Source organism: Acinetobacter sp. ANC 4973 (assembly GCF_002135275.1).
Taxonomy (GTDB): domain Bacteria; phylum Pseudomonadota; class Gammaproteobacteria; order Pseudomonadales; family Moraxellaceae; genus Acinetobacter; species Acinetobacter kyonggiensis.
Genome location: NZ_NEGM01000002.1, coordinates 143,893 through 160,759, shown reverse-complemented (window position 1 = coordinate 160,759; position 16,867 = coordinate 143,893). Strand labels below are relative to the sequence as shown.

At 39.8% G+C, this 16,867-nt stretch carries 16 protein-coding genes; 12 read left to right on the top strand and 4 right to left on the bottom strand.

The annotated features are described in order from the left end of the window. The first annotated feature begins 14 nt into the window (after positions 1-14). From B9T30_RS03725 to B9T30_RS03675, 11 genes are all read left to right on the top strand, one after another. Positions 15-1,019, top strand: a complete 1,005-nt coding sequence (locus tag B9T30_RS03725; protein WP_086183829.1) for a PIN domain-containing protein — start codon at positions 15-17, stop codon at positions 1,017-1,019. Positions 1,020-1,141: 122 nt separating this feature from the next. Next, the gene (locus tag B9T30_RS03720; protein WP_086183828.1) at positions 1,142-1,591 is read left to right on the top strand and encodes an ammonium transporter; all 450 of its coding nucleotides are present in this window, start codon (positions 1,142-1,144) and stop codon (positions 1,589-1,591) included. A gap of 40 nt (positions 1,592-1,631) precedes the next feature. Then, positions 1,632-4,271, top strand: a complete 2,640-nt coding sequence (gene topA / locus B9T30_RS03715) for a type I DNA topoisomerase (RefSeq protein WP_086183827.1) — start codon at positions 1,632-1,634, stop codon at positions 4,269-4,271. A 636-nt stretch (positions 4,272-4,907) separates the two neighbouring features. Continuing rightward, complete coding sequence (locus tag B9T30_RS03710; protein WP_086183826.1) at positions 4,908-5,666, top strand: hypothetical protein; 759 nt, start codon at positions 4,908-4,910, stop codon at positions 5,664-5,666. Positions 5,667-5,797: 131 nt separating this feature from the next. Then, positions 5,798-6,370 (top strand): HdeD family acid-resistance protein, encoded by a 573-nt coding sequence (locus tag B9T30_RS03705; protein ID WP_086183825.1) that lies wholly within the window; start codon positions 5,798-5,800, stop codon positions 6,368-6,370. Between the two features lie 81 nt (positions 6,371-6,451). Then, on the top strand, positions 6,452-7,594 hold the full coding sequence (locus B9T30_RS03700; protein WP_086183824.1) for a glycerate kinase: 1,143 nt from the start codon (positions 6,452-6,454) through the stop codon (positions 7,592-7,594). Between the two features lie 413 nt (positions 7,595-8,007). Next, complete coding sequence (locus tag B9T30_RS03695) at positions 8,008-9,996, top strand: ATP-dependent helicase (protein ID WP_086183823.1); 1,989 nt, start codon at positions 8,008-8,010, stop codon at positions 9,994-9,996. Positions 9,997-10,093: 97 nt separating this feature from the next. Continuing rightward, positions 10,094-10,372 (top strand): RNA recognition motif domain-containing protein, encoded by a 279-nt coding sequence (locus B9T30_RS03690; protein WP_086183822.1) that lies wholly within the window; start codon positions 10,094-10,096, stop codon positions 10,370-10,372. Between the two features lie 44 nt (positions 10,373-10,416). Next, on the top strand, positions 10,417-10,779 hold the full coding sequence (locus B9T30_RS03685; RefSeq protein ID WP_086183996.1) for an ASCH domain-containing protein: 363 nt from the start codon (positions 10,417-10,419) through the stop codon (positions 10,777-10,779). 74 nt (positions 10,780-10,853) lie between these two features. Further along, positions 10,854-11,357, top strand: a complete 504-nt coding sequence (locus B9T30_RS03680) for a DUF6586 family protein (protein WP_086183821.1) — start codon at positions 10,854-10,856, stop codon at positions 11,355-11,357. 104 nt (positions 11,358-11,461) lie between these two features. After that, positions 11,462-11,740 carry a hypothetical protein gene (locus tag B9T30_RS03675; protein WP_086183820.1) on the top strand — a complete coding sequence of 93 codons (279 nt, stop codon included), beginning with the start codon at positions 11,462-11,464 and terminating at the stop codon, positions 11,738-11,740. Positions 11,741-12,105: 365 nt separating this feature from the next. Here the strand turns inward: B9T30_RS03675 and B9T30_RS03670 are convergent, their stop codons facing one another. The 4 genes from B9T30_RS03670 to B9T30_RS03655 form a co-directional block, all read right to left on the bottom strand. Next, entirely contained in the window at positions 12,106-13,824 is a 1,719-nt protein-coding gene (locus B9T30_RS03670) for a cation:proton antiporter (RefSeq protein WP_086183819.1), read from the bottom strand. A gap of 140 nt (positions 13,825-13,964) precedes the next feature. Then, the gene (gene rpmG / locus B9T30_RS03665) at positions 13,965-14,120 is read right to left on the bottom strand and encodes a 50S ribosomal protein L33 (protein ID WP_001205031.1); all 156 of its coding nucleotides are present in this window, start codon (positions 14,118-14,120) and stop codon (positions 13,965-13,967) included. Positions 14,121-14,132: 12 nt separating this feature from the next. Beyond that, on the bottom strand, positions 14,133-14,369 hold the full coding sequence (rpmB, locus tag B9T30_RS03660; protein WP_086165042.1) for a 50S ribosomal protein L28: 237 nt from the start codon (positions 14,367-14,369) through the stop codon (positions 14,133-14,135). A gap of 161 nt (positions 14,370-14,530) precedes the next feature. After that, the gene (locus tag B9T30_RS03655) at positions 14,531-15,979 is read right to left on the bottom strand and encodes a coniferyl aldehyde dehydrogenase (protein ID WP_086183818.1); all 1,449 of its coding nucleotides are present in this window, start codon (positions 15,977-15,979) and stop codon (positions 14,531-14,533) included. Positions 15,980-16,095: 116 nt separating this feature from the next. On the opposite strand from B9T30_RS03655, the gene B9T30_RS03650 reads away from it, so the two are divergent. Then, complete coding sequence (locus tag B9T30_RS03650; protein WP_086165040.1) at positions 16,096-16,797, top strand: TetR/AcrR family transcriptional regulator; 702 nt, start codon at positions 16,096-16,098, stop codon at positions 16,795-16,797. The last annotated feature ends 70 nt before the right edge of the window (positions 16,798-16,867 follow it).

Genomic DNA, 16,867 nt, shown 5'->3' with positions numbered 1-16,867 from the left:
GCATGAGAGGAAGCATGAAAAAAATATTATTATTGGATATAGAAAATTTACATAAAACAGAAAATGAACTATTTCAGTTGCTTAAAAGTTATGCGTTTGTGTACATGGTGTATGCTAAATCACCAATGACTTTAAGTCTTGATGGATTACAGAGTCTTGCAGATTTTATTAGTAAAAAAAAATTAGTACTTATAAAAATGCCGAAAACAGGACCAGATGCAGCAGATTTTGGTTTAGCTTTTTTAGCAGGACAATTATCGATTCAAATGGATAAGACAAATACAGAATTTGATGTCATGTCAAATGATAAAAAATTTGAATATATTGTCGATTTACTAAAAATAATGGGTTTTAAAGCACAGCAGGTTAAGCGTGAAAATATTTCTAATAATAATGGGAATAAGTTAGAGATAGCGAATATTAATTTGCAAAAAATTGAATATAAAAATCTATTAAATGCAATTCAATTATTACTGAAAAATCAGCCTAAACAATTTAATTCCTTAAATAATGCATTGAAATCCTGGATGAAAAATAGTGGTGCAAATGTAAAACAAACTATTGAATTATTAAAAAAATATCAGTTTATTCAAATTGAAAATCAAAATGTTACTTATGAACTTGTTCGTATGAAGGAGGTACTATTAGTGCAAGCGAATGAGACAGTCAAAACTTTAGTTATCCAATTACCAACTGTAGAGGAAATTCAGCAAAAACCTCATTTACAAAGAATAAAGCAATATTGTGATTATTTGATAAAAATTCAGAAAGTGAGACCCACTAAAGTTGAGAGCTTAATTAACTCAATTCAAGCCGTTTTACGGCTGGATCGAGAACAACTCCTTCAAGATTTTCTAAATATATTAATAAAACAAAAAATTTTATTTCAAATAAATAATAAAGTGACTTATAACGATTCATTGATCGAAGCTTGGTCAAGTATTGATATTATTTGCTTAGCTGAGCCTGAGAATATAATTAATGTACTTGAACAGTCAGACTCAGAAATTGCATCATGATATGAATAAAAACAGATAAATAAGTTTGCTTATTTAATTTCCTAGTTATTAATTTTGATGTGAATACTTGCGTTTTATATTCAGCTTATGCAACTCTAATAAAGGAATAACAAGGTTGTACTATGGAAAATACGGGTATTTGGGTTATTGGCTTCATTATTCTTTTTGTTTTGGGCTCGATTTTGGGTCTTCGCGTCAGTCCGCGAGAAAAAGCATTGGGAATGATGCGTGAGAAAGCGCGCAAGATGGGGTTGCATCCACGTTTAGTTGCGGCTCCTGATTGGACTAAAATTCCAATGGCCTCCTCAAGCCGTGCCAGTATGGTTGCTTATTACAGTGTTTTAATTCCGGATGTTCGCTTGCCCCTAATGCGTGCACGTGTTGAAGATCAGAAGCTCAAAGTGGTGCAGGGGAATGATAAGTTTAACGCTTTACCCATTGCATTAAAGGGCATTTATGCTATTGATATGCAGGCAAACTGTGTAGGACTCTATTGGGATGAAGAATCTGACCTTCGAGCAACACAGTTAGATGACATTAAAACGTATTTACAGTCTTTGGCTGAATTTTAATTTATATACCTATTTAATTAAACAGGAATGACGGTTGACTATGGCGAACGCTCCTCGGTCCACATCCAAAAGCACCACAGCAAAATCACCGAGTGCTGCGAAAAAACGTGCCTTAGTGATTGTGGAGTCGCCTGCAAAAGCGAAAACAATCAATAAATATCTCGGCCCAGATTACATTGTAAAATCATCAGTTGGGCATGTCCGTGACTTACCTACAGGTGGTTCTAAAAGTACAGAAAAAAAACCTGTATCACGCGCTAAACTGACCGATGAACAAAAAGCTGAAAAATCACAAATGGCCTTGGTCAATCGAATGGGCGTAGACCCTGAACACGATTGGAAAGCGCATTATGAAGTGCTTCCGGGTAAGGAACATGTGGTTGCCGAACTGAAAAAACTGGCATCGCAAGTTGATGAAATCTATCTCGCAACGGATATGGACCGTGAAGGGGAAGCCATTGCTTGGCATTTAAAAGAAGTGATTGGTGGTGATGATTCACGTTACCAACGTGTGGTCTTTAACGAAATCACCAAAAATGCCATTCAAGAAGCCTTTAAGCATCCTTCACGTTTAGATATCGACAAAGTCAATGCCCAACAAGCACGTCGCTTCTTAGACCGTATTGTGGGCTTTATGATTTCGCCATTGCTGTGGGAAAAAATTGCCCGTGGTTTATCGGCAGGTCGTGTACAGTCGGTTGCGGTTAAATTGGTGGTTGAACGTGAACGTGAAATTCGTGCCTTTATTCCTGAAGAATATTGGCAGGTTTTTGCAGACACTAAATCAGCAAAGCATGACATCCGTTTAGAAGCAGTGAAACAAGGTGGCAAAACCTTAAAACTGCAAAATAAAGCACAAACCGATGCTTTATTAAAAATTCTAAATGATGCGGAATATAAAGTTTCTGTTCGTGAAGATAAACCTACCAAGGTGAATCCAAGCGCGCCATATATCACTTCGACTTTGCAACAAGCGGCAAGCACGCGTTTAGGTTTTTCTGTCAAGAAAACCATGACCATGGCACAGCGTTTGTATGAAGCGGGTTTTATCACTTACATGCGTACTGACTCGATATTCTTAAGTGATGATGCAGTCAGCATGGTACGCGATCATATTGAATCTGAGTTTGGGGCAAAATATTTGCCAGCTAAACCCAATAAATATGGCAATAAAGCCGGTGCACAAGAAGCCCATGAAGCGATTCGCCCATCCAATGTTGCGCTAAAAGGCGATAGCTTGGTGGGGGTAGATCGTGATGCCCAGCGTTTGTATGATCTTATTTGGCGTCAGTTTGTGGCGTGTCAAATGACATCTGCGGAATATTTATCTTCTACGATTTTAGTCGATGCCAATGGCGTAGAACTCAAAGCCAAAGGTCGTACCTTGGTGTTTGATGGTTTTACCAAAGTTCGTGGCGCCAACAAAGCCGATGATGATGTGTTATTGCCTGCGGTTAAAGTCGGTGAAGTTCTTAAACTTGAGAAGCTAGATCCCTCTCAGCACTTCACTAAGCCACCTGCACGTTTTACTGAAGCATCATTGGTCAAAGAACTTGAGAAAAAAGGGATTGGTCGTCCTTCAACCTATGCGGCTATTATTTCCACCATTCAAGATCGTGGTTATGTGAAGTTGGATAACCGTCGTCTCTTTGCCGAGAAGATGGGCGAAATCGTGACCGATCGTCTTGATGAAAACTTCAATAACTTAATGAATTATGCTTTTACCGCTGATCTTGAAGGTCAGCTGGATAAAGTCGCGGATGGTGAACGTAATTGGAAAGAGTTACTGGATAATTTTTACGGTGACTTTAAAAAACGCTTAACCACTGCACAAGGTGAAAATGGCATGCGCCGTAATCAGCCTGTGGAAGTGGATGCGGTGCATTGTAAAGAATGCGACCGTCCGATGCAGATTCGTACGGGAACGACGGGTGTATTTTTGGGCTGTTCAGGCTACAACTTGCCACCGAAAGAACGTTGCAAAGGCACATTGAATTTGACTCCTGTTGAGTCGCTCGCAGTGTTGTCTGATGATGACAGTGCAGAAACAGCCGATTTGATGTCGAAAAAACGCTGCCCAATTTGCGAAACGGCAATGGACAGTTATGTAATTGATGGTGGTCGTAAATTGCATATCTGTGGTAATAACCCAGACTGTGAAGGTTTTGAACTTGAAGAAGGTGAGTTCAAAATTAAAGGTTACGATGGTCCAAGTATTCCATGCGACAAATGTGACGGTGAAATGCAATTGAAGACCGGTCGTTTTGGACCATACTTTGCCTGTACTAGCTGTGATAACACCCGTAAAGTTTTGAAAAGTGGTCAACCTGCACCACCGCGTGTCGATCCTATTAAAATGGAACACTTGCGTTCAACCAAACATGATGACTTTTTTGTGCTTCGTGATGGTGCGGCAGGTTTGTTCTTAGCAGCAAGCAAATTCCCGAAAGTACGTGAAACACGTGCACCGAAAGTAGCAGAATTGCGCTCAGTGGCAGATCAACTTGATCCAAAATATCAGTTTATTTTGCAAGCACCTGATGTTGATCCTGAAGGGAATCCAACCTTGGTGAAATTCAGCCGTAAAAACCAAGTGCAATATATTGGTTCTGAAAATGCTGAGGGTAAACAGACCAAATGGAGTCTGGTTTACCAAGATGGAAAATGGGTTGAAGCTTAAATATTGAAAGATGTAAGAATGCCGACGAAAGTCGGCATTTTTTTTGTCATTCCATTTTGGAAATAACTGATCAAAGTTAAATTACGAGACCTCGTTATCCACCGTTGTTAGAGTCAAGACTACTTAAAAATAAAGTTTTTGCGCTGGAATTGATAAAAGACAGAAGTTGAAAAATTCTGTATATGACAATTTTTTGGTATTTTTTATGAACTGATATTATGCAGGAGCTTAAATCTGCCAAACTAAATTATAGAAAAAATTAATTCCGCGGATGGGTGGTATGGATGCCGCCCGTTGGGCTCGCGTACAAGGGTGTTCTCTCGGCTCAACAAAGGGGGGCTTGCAAAGCAATACTTTTTATTTGCTCTGTTAAAGTAACGAAATGCCTATGCAAAGGTCATTTAAACTTTGCAATACATCCAAGCCAATGCAACAAATTCTTTATTACATCACGTTAGTTAATGTCATTTATATATTGCCTGAATAATTAAGCTTTTTAAAATGAGTGAGTAACATTCATTATTAAGAAAGTCTCGAATGTACTGCAAGAATTTGTGCTGGAAGGGAAAGACTCCCTCATGCGCATGTGTTTTAATCATATTTGAAAATAATACAAAATATTGAGATGTTGGGGATATGTGGAAAAATATTCGAATTCTGTGTTTATTGATGGTTTTACTCATTGTCGCAATCAATGCGTATCGTGATCAGAACCAAGATTGGAATAAACCGATCATTGTTTTATTACATCCTGTGAATGCCGATGGGCAAGGGGCGACGCAACACTATATTCAGCAATTGTCAGTAAATGACCTGAGTGATGCACAAGAATATTTGAAACAAATGTCGACTCAGTACCGTGGGCAACCGATTTCAATTTATTTTCAAATGGGACGTGAACTTAAACAGCGACCTCCTAAAGTTCCTGAAAATGCCACGATGTTCGATAGCATTTTATGGAGTTTGAAATTCCGTTTTTATGCATGGAAACAGCATGAAAGTAGCGATGGTTCGCCAAGTGTAACGCTATTTTTAAATTATTATGATCCCAAACACAGCAAAGAATTAAAGCATTCCACCGCTTTGCAAAATGGACGAATTGGTTCAGTCAATTTATTTGCTTCAAAAAAACAAGCAGAACAAAACAAAGTCGTATTGGTACATGAGTTATTACATGCCTTTGGTGCGACCGATAAATATGATTTAGCAACAGGAGTACCGCTGTATCCAATTGGCTATGCATATCCAAATCAGCAGCCATTATTTCCACAAGCCAAAGCTGAATTGATGGCAGGGCATATTCCTGTGTCTGTAGACAAAAGCAAAATGCCAGATCATTTAGGACAGACGTTGGTTAATGAAATTACAGCAATAGAATTGGGTTGGAAAAAATAATCTAGATAACGCTGAATTTATCCACAGTTTTGAAAAAGTGCTGTGGATAAAAGATGCAGATTTTAAACAGACAAATGCTTGAAAATAGTCAACAATAAATTTATTCCTAAACAAAAGACTTGAGAATAAGCATGAAAACAGTAGGAAATGATTTAGTTCGACATCAGTTGCATGAAAACCGAAAGTGGTATTTGGGTTTGGGGATTTTACTGACCTTATTTGGCATTGTATTGTTGGCATCTTTGCCTTTTGCAACGCTCTCAGCGGTATTTTTATTTGGTACGCTGATGATGATAGGAGGAATGATTCATTTCATTGCAGCGTTCAAAATTTTTGATGGTGGTTTTCGTTGGTTGTGGGCATTGTTTGGTATCTTGTATTTAGTTGCAGGTTATTATGCGTTTACTACACCAGTCAAAACTGCCATTGTTCTGACCCATATTTTAGCCATTATTTTGATTGTTGCAGGTGTGATTCGTCTCTTTAATGCTTTTATTTTTCGTGCATTTCAGGGTTGGGGTTGGACTTTATTTTCAGGCATTTTAACCTTAGCGACAGGGGTTATTATTTTGATGTCACCAGAGGCTCCTTTCTGGGTACTGGGTTTATTCCTTGCTGTGGATATTTTATTCCAAGGTATTAATTATCTGACTTTGGCTTCATATATTAAAAGAGAAGTTCCGAAAAGTTCCGCAGATGTTTAACTCAAATTCGACCAAAGAGCGCTATATGCGCTCTTTTTTATTGCTTATGATAGCTATAAATCAAACTGTACAATTTATCTTATGTCTAAAACCTTTGTGCTTGCACCAGATTCGTTTAAAGAAAGCCTGAGCGCTGAACAGGCTTGTCAGGCGATGCAGCACGGTATTGAAAAAGTATTTACTGATGCAACCTTTATTCATGTGCCGATGGCAGATGGAGGTGAGGGAACCGTGGATGCTTTAGTGGCAGCATTGGCTGGACAACAGCTTTTCTGTGAAGTCACAGGGCCGTTGCCAACACAAAAAGTTCAAACGTATTTTGGTTTGCTGGATGATGCTGAAACGGCTGTGATTGAAATGGCAAAAGCCAATGGGATTCATCTACTGGAAAAATCTCAGCGCAATCCTTTGCTGACGACCACTTTGGGAACGGGGGAGATGATTAAAGTGGCTTTAGATCATGGCGTTGCTAAAATCATCATTGGTTTAGGTGGTAGTGTCACCAATGACGCAGGTGCTGGCATGGCACAAGCCTTGGGGGCAAAGTTTTATGATATCGATGGTTGTGAAGTTGCGGTGGGTGGTGGACAACTGAAGCAAATTCATCAGATTGATCTTTCTGCTTTAGATGTACGTTTAAAGCAGGTTGAAATCATGATTGCCAGTGATGTGAATAATCCTTTATGTGGTGAACAGGGCGCATCATTTGTGTTTGGCGCACAGAAAGGCGCAACACCTGACATGGTGAAACAGTTGGATTTGAACTTAAGTCATTTTGCAGATTTGGTTGAGCAGCAATGTGGGCTTAAGCTTCGAGATGTGGCAGGCGCGGGTGCAGCCGGTGGTTTGGGTTTTGGTCTCATGGCATTTGCAGGTGCAAAGATACGTTCAGGTGTGGAACTGATGGTTGAGCAAACCCAATTGGCTGAGAAAATTGCTCAAGCAGATTATGTCTTTACCGGTGAAGGCGGCATTGATTTTCAAACCAAATTTGGTAAAACACCGTTTGGTGTGGCACAAGTGGCAAAGCGACTGAATAAACCTGTGATTGCTTGTGCAGGCTATGTCGGTGAGGGCATAGAGGAACTCTACGCAGAAGGTTTTACTGCGATTTTTGGCATTATGGATGGGGCTTGTGATTTGCAAACAGCTTTAGACAATGCTGAGAAGAATTTGCAACGAACCTGTCAGAATGTTGCTAGAATATTAGCCCTAATTTCGTAACAATTATGATCACATTACTCTCAATAAACTTAAATAGTTTTGCGTAGGTTACGCCTTACTTTTCAAGGATGAAAAGTAACAAAAATCCTTTGTTGGATTGACGGTATATTCCTATACCCCAATCCAATGGATGGCATTCATGCCATCTTGTCTAGTATCAATTTTTTTGAAATTAAAAATCGGCATATAAGTTTGGATAGATTGTACGAATTAAATCCAGACATTCTTGTTGATTTAAATTGCTTTGATTTAAAAAATTCTCACTCCATCGTCGTTGTAATTATTGATCTGTAATTTTCATTTTGATCGGCTCATTTGTTATAGATTAAACTATGCCATGATCATAAGGCTAAAATTCATAATTTATCTATAGCTCTGTTAAACTACTCATCTCCCTAACACGATGAGACACCATGAGTTTAGCCACCCTGATTAATGAATTAAACCCTCAACAAAAGCAAGCAGCAACCACTGAAACAAAACATAGCTTGGTACTTGCAGGGGCAGGCTGTGGTAAGACCAAAACGATAGTGGCACGTGCAGCATATCTGATTGATCAAGGTGTGCCGGCCAATCAAATTCAAATTTTGACATTTACTCGTCGTTCAGCCAGTGAAATTGTCGCACGTGTAGAATTGGCTTTGGGCGAGCAAGCCAAAGGTTTACGTGCATCGACGTTTCATACGTTTTGTATGTATTTATTGCGCCGTATTCCTCAAGCATTTGGTCTGGAACAATTTACGATTATCGACCGTGATGACCAGATCATGATGTTTCGTCTCATTCGCGGCAAAGATGATAAAAACAACCCGAATCAACTGCCGAAACCGAAAGAACTTTGTGATCTGTATTCTTTTGCCCGTAATACCCGTCAAAAACTGAGTGTGGCTTTAGAAAAACAGCATCCTGAACATATCGTGTTTAAAGATCAAATTGCCGCAATCATGCAAGAGTACGAAGCACGAAAACGTGCACGTAGCTTCTTGGATTATGATGATATTTTGGCGATTGTGGCTTCGGCTCTAGAACAATCCGAAGGCTTAGTTGACTATGTATCATCCATTTGCCAACACATGTTGGTCGATGAAATGCAGGACACCAATCCACTGCAATGGGCTTTGCTTGAGCCGCTCAAAGACAAAGTGAGCCTCTTTTGTGTGGGTGATGATGCGCAATCGATTTACGGTTTCCGTGGTGCGGATTTTGAAAATATTCATCATTTTAAAGAGCGTGTACCTGATGCGCAGATTTTTAAATTGGAACAGAATTATCGCTCGACGCAAGAAATTTTAGACTTGTCGAATTGGTTACTGGATCAAAGTGAAATCAAATATGACAAACGCTTAGATGCGCATCGGGGTGAAGGTGTTAAGCCGAAAATGCACATTTTCCCCAATGAATTTGATGAAGCAAAATGGATTGCGATTGACATTAAAGAGCGTCATTATTTGGCTGGAAATGCATGGCGTGACCATATGGTGTTGGTGCGTTCAAGTTTTGCCGCACGTCATATCGAAGCCGCCTGTATTCAAGCCAATGTGCCCTACCGTTTTATTGGTGGCATGAAACTCCTTGAAACTGCACATGTGAAAGATTTATTAAGTTTGTTGCGTGTGATTGCCAATCCTTTGGATGATATTGCGTGGATGCGCTTTTTGACGTTGTGGAATGGCGTGGGTGATGTGGGCGCGAGTCGTTTGGCACAACAACTTCTGCAACAAGCCGATATGGATGGTATTTTTGAAAAGTTGGAAAAGTTCGCTCGCATTCCTGCACAGACGTTATTGCTGATGAAGCAAATGACAGTGCTCAAACAAGAAGTCCAAGCTTGTGTCAGTCTCGCTATTCAAGCCATTGAAACACAGCTTGCCGAAAATTATAAAAAAGACTGGAATCGCCGTCAGGGTGATTTTGAGTTGGTGAAACAATTGGCATCGAAACATTCACAGCTGAGTGAATTTTTAGAAGAGTATGTGCTCGATCCCGTGTCAATTTCTGAAATTGAACGCCAATCAGACGATGATGTGGTCACGCTGATCACCATTCACTCTGCCAAAGGGACAGAGCAGAAAATTTGTTATGTGGCCAATGTGACTGCGGGGCAGTATCCACATGCACGTGCGCAAGGCAGTTTTGATGATGTGGAAGAAGAGCGTCGTGTGCTTTATGTGGCATTAACCCGTGCACAAAATGAATTGATTTTGACCAAGCAAAATTTAAGCCTTTGGGCACGTGATCAGGTCGATGAACAAGGGCGTAAAGTGGAAAGTTATTTTCTCAATGATTTGACCCGCAATTTGTGTACCATGGAAACCCATCACAAAACCCGTCAACAAACGGTAAAAAGCGCTTTAATTGAACGTCAATCGATTAATTTAGATTTTGGCATTGATCTCGATTAAACTATAGCAATTGCGTTATTTTGTTTTTTATTGCGAAGTTCAAAAAGTCGAGTAGGCGAGTGCTTTTTGATGATTTTGCCTATTTAAAGGTTGTGAGATGAAAATTTTAGTTCGTAATTTAGAACGTACAGTAACAGAAGCTGAATTACTGAAGCTATTTCAAGAATTTGGTACTGTGAATGCGTGTAATTTGATTTTAGACCCTGCAACAGGTAAATCTAAAGGTTTTGCCTTTGTCGATATGCCACATGGTCGTGAAGCTGTGAGAGCGATTAAAGGTTTAAATACGCTTCGTTTGCACGGACATGGTATCCGTGTAAAACAGGCCGAAAATAAGCCTGAAGCGAAAGCTGACGTTAAGTCAGAAGCAAAATAAAGATAAAAAAGGAGCTATGGCTCCTTTTTTATGGGTAAATGAAAATGAAAAGAAAATTTTCAGCACTTTCTATTGTGGCACCAAGTGGACAACGCATTGCCCAAGGCATGAAAACTTTAGAGGTTCGCTCATGGCAACCTGAGCAACTCCCTTTAAAAAATTTATTGATTGTCGAAAATAAATTTTTTTTAAACCATGATGCTGATGAGGAACTGGGGGTAGCAGTGGCTTTAGTCGATGTCGAGTCAGTCCATGTTTGGCAGCCCAATGAGGTTGAAGCTGCATGTGCAAGTTATTGGGCAGAAGGTTATTTTGCTTGGCAGCTCAGTAATATTCGACCCATTAAGGACAAAATTGAAGTCCCTGCAAAGCGGAAAATTTATTTAATTGAAATGGATCATGCATAATTCTTATTGTGAATTGCTTCAAATAAAGTTTAATCTTAGCTGTGTAAAAAACGCCAAAATTTAGGAATATCATTATGTCCCGTGTTGCTCGCTTCCATGCTGACCGTACCAATCAAAAACTGTATTTTGCACGTCTTTCATGTCAACAAGCAGAGCAAATCGAACATCTTCAACAGATGCAGGCACATCGTGAAGCTGCCGTATTTCACTTGCATGGTGCAGTATTGGCTTTTTTACAAGAATTGGTTCGTTATTATCGTTTAAATGACGTTGCACCGACCCTGAAATCGATTGAAGAGCATATGGCTGCAAAAGGACAAGTCTCTCCAGAAGTCACGGTAATGCAGCAATTGGCAAAACATGGTTTTATTGCAGAATTGAAACGCGCTTATCGTATGTGTCAATACGCACCTGAACCAAGCGCGCCAGAACCAGAAAATGAAACATCATCAAATTTAATTATTAAAGTGACGCAAACCCCACAAGCATGGTTGCCTGATACCAAAATTTTGCGTGAATGGCACCGTGATTTAACCCAGCTGATTGATGGTTTTCGTAACGAAATGGTCGAGTTTTAATCTTTATGATCTGCTCTTGAAGTTTTTAGCATTGACCTTATATAAATAGTCTACGTAATGCAAAGTGCAACAGCCTTTGCCACCATGTTAAACATGGAGGATATATGTCTATAGAACAGTTGAAAGAATTATTTGGTAATCAAGAAGCGATTTTAGAATTGGTTCAACTTGAAGGTGGCGAGTTGGCATTGCGAAATGCAGGCTCTGAAAAAGAACCCTTAGTTAAAATTCAGTTTAATGATGAAGTGAAGATGCTGTTGGGCGATCAGATGCCAGTGATTGCACAACATATGGTGCAAGCTGCTTTATATGCTTTGATGGAAAAGCAAGTCAATGAATTACATGCAGAAATAGTGGATGAGCAACCTCAGCATTTGAGTTGATTTTTCCCATAAAAAAACGCACTAAAGAGTTAATGCTAGTCAGTTAAGAAGTTGACTGGCATTTTCTTTTTTAATTCATCATGTTATTCGATACGCGGAAACGTCATCCGCAACTGTTCGAGGCAAAATTACTTTGAAAAAGTAAAGTTTCTGCGATGAATTGATCAATAAAAGGTATTCGACGAGTTTTGCGGATGACAAATGTTTTTGGTTCTTTTGGCTAAACAAAAGAACAAACGAGCTCCAAAAATTTGATTTAAAATAGTAAGACTCTGTTGTGAATAACTAAAAAGCTAAGGGGTTAATTGTAAAACCCCTTAACTGGTCAGCATTACACTAAAGAGTGCATTTTTTATCACAAAAACCTAATGCGTCGGATCTTGATGATGCGCAATCTGAATTTGATTGAGAATATGATTGGTCATATTTTTTGCCATTTCCTCTTTGGCAAAATACACTTCACCAATCGCCTCACGACGAATCACTTCCGCTTCTTCCTTGCTTTCGGCACAGACCAATACCTGAATTTGCGGATTCAATGTTTTGGCAATATCGACAATTTTATGAATATCTAAAATATCCATCGGTGAGAGCACCAGTAAACGCGCATGTTGAATATGTGCTTGAATCAGTACACCAGCTTCGGTGGCATGACCCGAAACTGCGGCAATCCCTTTCTCACGTAAATTTTCGACAATTTCTCGGTTTTCTTCAGCAATCACCACTTTAATGCCATCTTGCATCAGTGTATGTGTAATACGACGACCCACTTCACCGTGACCGACAATCACCACTTGATCACGTAAATATTCTTGAGAGACTTCATCTGGCAGCATAGAGAGCGGGTCACCACTACGTTCGAGTAAACGCGCCAAATGCGAGCGCTCTCGAATCCAGTTTTGAATAGGTTCAATTGCAGAAAATACAAAAGAATTTAAGGTGATTGAAATTAGGGCACCAGCAAGAATCAGGTTTTGACCTTCAATGGATAAGAGTTGTAGAGATACACCCAAGGTCGCCAGAATAAAGGAGAACTCGCCAATTTGTGCCAAACTTGCACCTACGCTTAAGGCGGTGTTAATTGGGTAGCGGAAGAACAGCACCAGTGCCATAGCAGCAATGGTTTTACCAATCATAATAATACCCACCACAGCAAGGACATGCAGCGGTTGCTCAATTAAAATTCTTGGGTCGAATAACATGCCGACAGAAACAAAGAACAGAATGGAGAAAATTTCACGTAGGGGTAAAGTTTCTTCTTCAGCGCGGTGACTAAAGTCTGATTCTTTGACCACCATACCTGCAAAGAATGCACCGAGTGCCATGGATACGCCAAAAACTTTATAGGCGCCAAAAGCAATGGAAACCGCAGCAGCAACAACGGTGAGGGTGAAAAGTTCACGCGAACCTAAGCGCGCGACAATTTGCATAATAAAGGGAACTAAGCGTTTGCCAATAATCAACATAAAGGCAATAAAGCCCGCGACTTTAAGCAGGGTGACTGCTAAGGTCATCCAAATATTTGCAGCAGGATCTGATCCTGCAATAGGGGTTCCACCCAGTAAAACGGCTGTGGCAGGCAGGAGAACCAAAACCAGAACCATCACCAAGTCTTCAACCAATAACCAGCCTACGGCAATTTTCCCGTTGACCGAGTTGAGTAAACCCCGATCCCCTAAGGCTTTGAGTAAAACAACAGTACTGGCACAGGAAAGGCTTAAGCCAAAGACCAAGGCAGAACCAAAACTCCAGCCCCACATCATGGAAATACCGATTCCCAGTAAGGTTGCCACAGCAATTTGTAAAATTGCTCCGGGTAAAGCAATGCGACGGACTTGCATTAAATCATTTAAGGAAAAGTGCATCCCAACACCAAACATGAGGAACATGACCCCAAGTTCAGCCAATTGGTTGGCAAGATGCATGTCTGCGACTATACCGGGTGTATTCGGACTAATAATAATACCGGCAATGAGATAACCAATTAGGGGAGGGAGACGTATACGAGCGGCAATATAGCCAAAAACAAGCGCAAGTCCAAAGCCAACGGCCAATAATATAATCAGATCTATGTCATGAGGCACTAAAAACTCCTTAAGCCTAGGTTAAGGGTAAAAAGGATAAGCACAAAAAATGCCAAAAGATTGTTTTAAAGTTTATCAAGTCGGGCAAAAAAAATGCAAAAAAAACGACCCAAAAGGTCGTTTTTTTAAAAAAGCAAAAATTATTTAATTTTAGCTTCTTTGAAAATTACGTGTTGACGGATTTTTGGATCAAATTTTTTGATTTCCATTTTTTCCGGCATAGTACGTTTGTTCTTAGTAGTGGTATAGAAATAACCTGTACCAGCTGAAGAAACTAGACGAATTTTATCACGCATGGTTCAGACTCCTTAGATCTTTTGACCTTGAGCACGAAGGTCAGTAACAACCTTTTCGATACCCAATTTGTCGATAATACGCATACCTTTAGTGGTTAAACGAAGACGTACAAAACGTTTTTCGCTTTCTAACCAGAAACGGTGGTGATGCAGGTTCGGCTCGAACCGGCGTTTGGTTTTGTTGTTTGCGTGCGATACGTTGTTACCAACGATTGGACGCTTGCCGGTAACTTGGCAAACCTTAGACATGGTGAACTCCATTGCTAGACAGCACCGATTGTGCGCTAGTCATTAAAAGTAAACGGATGAAATCATTCAAGGGGCGTTTTATACCAAAAATACGCTTAAAAGACAAGCGAATTTAATAAAAACACAGCATGATTATGTGTGATAGATCATGCCTTGATCAGTTATCGAAGAAGGGTCTTTGAAATTAGTCGATGAATCGGCTTGTTAAACGGTGGAAGAATAAATTTTAAGCTATACAGCTTAGGATTAGACATCACTGACCGTTCATGTGACAAACTGAAGAAACCTTCTGGACCATGATATTTCCCCATACCTGAAGCACCGACCCCACCAAAAGGTAAGTCATCTTGTGCAACATGGGTCAAAACCGTGTTTTGTCCGAAATGCCCTGAATGAGTACGCTGTGCGACATAATCAGCACGCGCTTGATCAAAGTCGAAGTAGTATAATGCAAGTGGACGAGGACGGCTATTAATAAACTCAATAACATCGTCAATTTGATCATATTCTAGAATGGGCAGAATAGGACCAAAAATTTCCTCTTTCATAATCTGCATCTCTGTGGTTACGCCCGTTAGTAATGTTGGCGCAATTTTCCGAACTAAACTTAAATTTTCATGTGCAGGATTAACCTCAATAATTTTAGCACCCTGATTGCGTGCATCTTCTAAATAGCCTTGGAGGCGATTGTATTGTTTGTCATTAATAATTGAGGTGTAGTCTTGATTATATTCAATATTCGGATACATCTCTGTGACACAGGCACTATAGTGTTCAATAAATTCAGCCGTTTTGCCTTTCGGTAGGAACATATAGTCGGGTGCAACACAGGTTTGCCCCGAATTCCATAATTTACCTGCCGCCAGACGTTGCGCGACATCTTGTAAATCGATAGAAGGGTGAACCAATACTGGTGATTTTCCACCAAGTTCTAAAATGACAGGCACTAAATTTTGCGCTGCTGCGGCCATGACCGTTTTGCCAATTTCGGTAGAACCTGTGAAAATAATTTTATCGAAGGCTAAATGGCTAAAGGCATCGGAGATTTTCCCACCGCCATTGATGACTGCGACTAATTCGATTGGAAATGCTTCATTGAGCGCTTTTTCAAGCACCTGACCAAACTCGCTCGATGCACTTGAGATTTTGATCATGGCATGGTTACCCGCCGCAATCGCGCAAATGAGAGGGCCAATCGACAACAATAAAGGATAGTTCCAAGGGGTAATAATGCCGACAACGCCTAAAGGTTGGTATTGCACCCAAGCTTTTGCCGGTTGATGGATAATTCCAACATGGCGTTTCGAAGGTTTCATCCAATGGGTCAAATGCTTGCTATAATATTTGATATGTTCAAGACAAGTGAGCAGTTCCCCAATTTTGGTTTCGCCAATGGAACGGTTACCATAGTCTTGATTAATTGCTTCAGCAAATTGATCTTGATACTTAACTAAGATACGCTTTAGACGTGCTAAACGATCAATGCGTTCCTTTGCTGTTGGTAAAGGATGGCGTTGATAGGCATATTTTTGTTGTTCTAGCACATCATGTAAGTGCTGAATATCAGAAGAATGTGGTGTCATTGAAGTTGTTTTTGTTTGACTGTTCATGACCGATTACCATTAAATAAAAAGCGATTAATTTATTTTTTAGAGTAAAAGCTCTAAATAGTCAAGTTACTTTATGTGTTAGCTAGCTAACCTATTGAATGAATGGTTACTTTAGGATGTCTCACTCCAAAACGGTGAAAACCAAAGAACGTATTTTACAGCTCAGCTTACAGTTGTTTAATGAGCGCGGTGAACGTTCTGTGACAACAAATCATATTGCAGCTGAACTGAATATGAGTCCGGGTAATTTGTATTACCACTTTCGTAATAAAAATGAAATTATCAAAGAGTTAATGGAGCAGTACCAAAAAGAAACTTTGGAAATGCTTGCATTACCAGATGATCGCTTGCTCGATGCCAATGATAAGATTCGCTATTTTCAAGTGCTGAGCAGTCAGCTTTGGGCTTATCGTTTTCTGCATCGTGATGTTTATCATTTGGTTGAAAATAATGAAGATTTTCGAAAAATGTATCCACGTTTTGCGGGTCAGGTGATGCAGCAGGGGCAGAAAATTTATAAAGCCTTTGTCAATGCAGGGTTAATGCAAATGACGGACTCGGAAATTGAGGCTCTCATTATTAACTTGTGGATTGTTTTGACCAACTGGACCAACTTCTTATATATGTCGGGTCATATTACCGATTCAAATACTTTAGAAGAAAAGTGGGTTTGGCAGGCATTACGTCAAATGGTGTTCCTAGAAGGGGCATATTTACGGGGTGAAAGTCGTCAAACTTATGAACATTTGCTTGAAACGTTAGGCCCTTCAGAACTTTTTGAGAGCTTATCCTCAAGTAAAAATCACGATGCTACATAGCCTATTTAGAAAGCCTTAAAAAAGCGTTAGAATGCTCGGCTTGTTTTTCAATTTAACTGATTAGTGATAT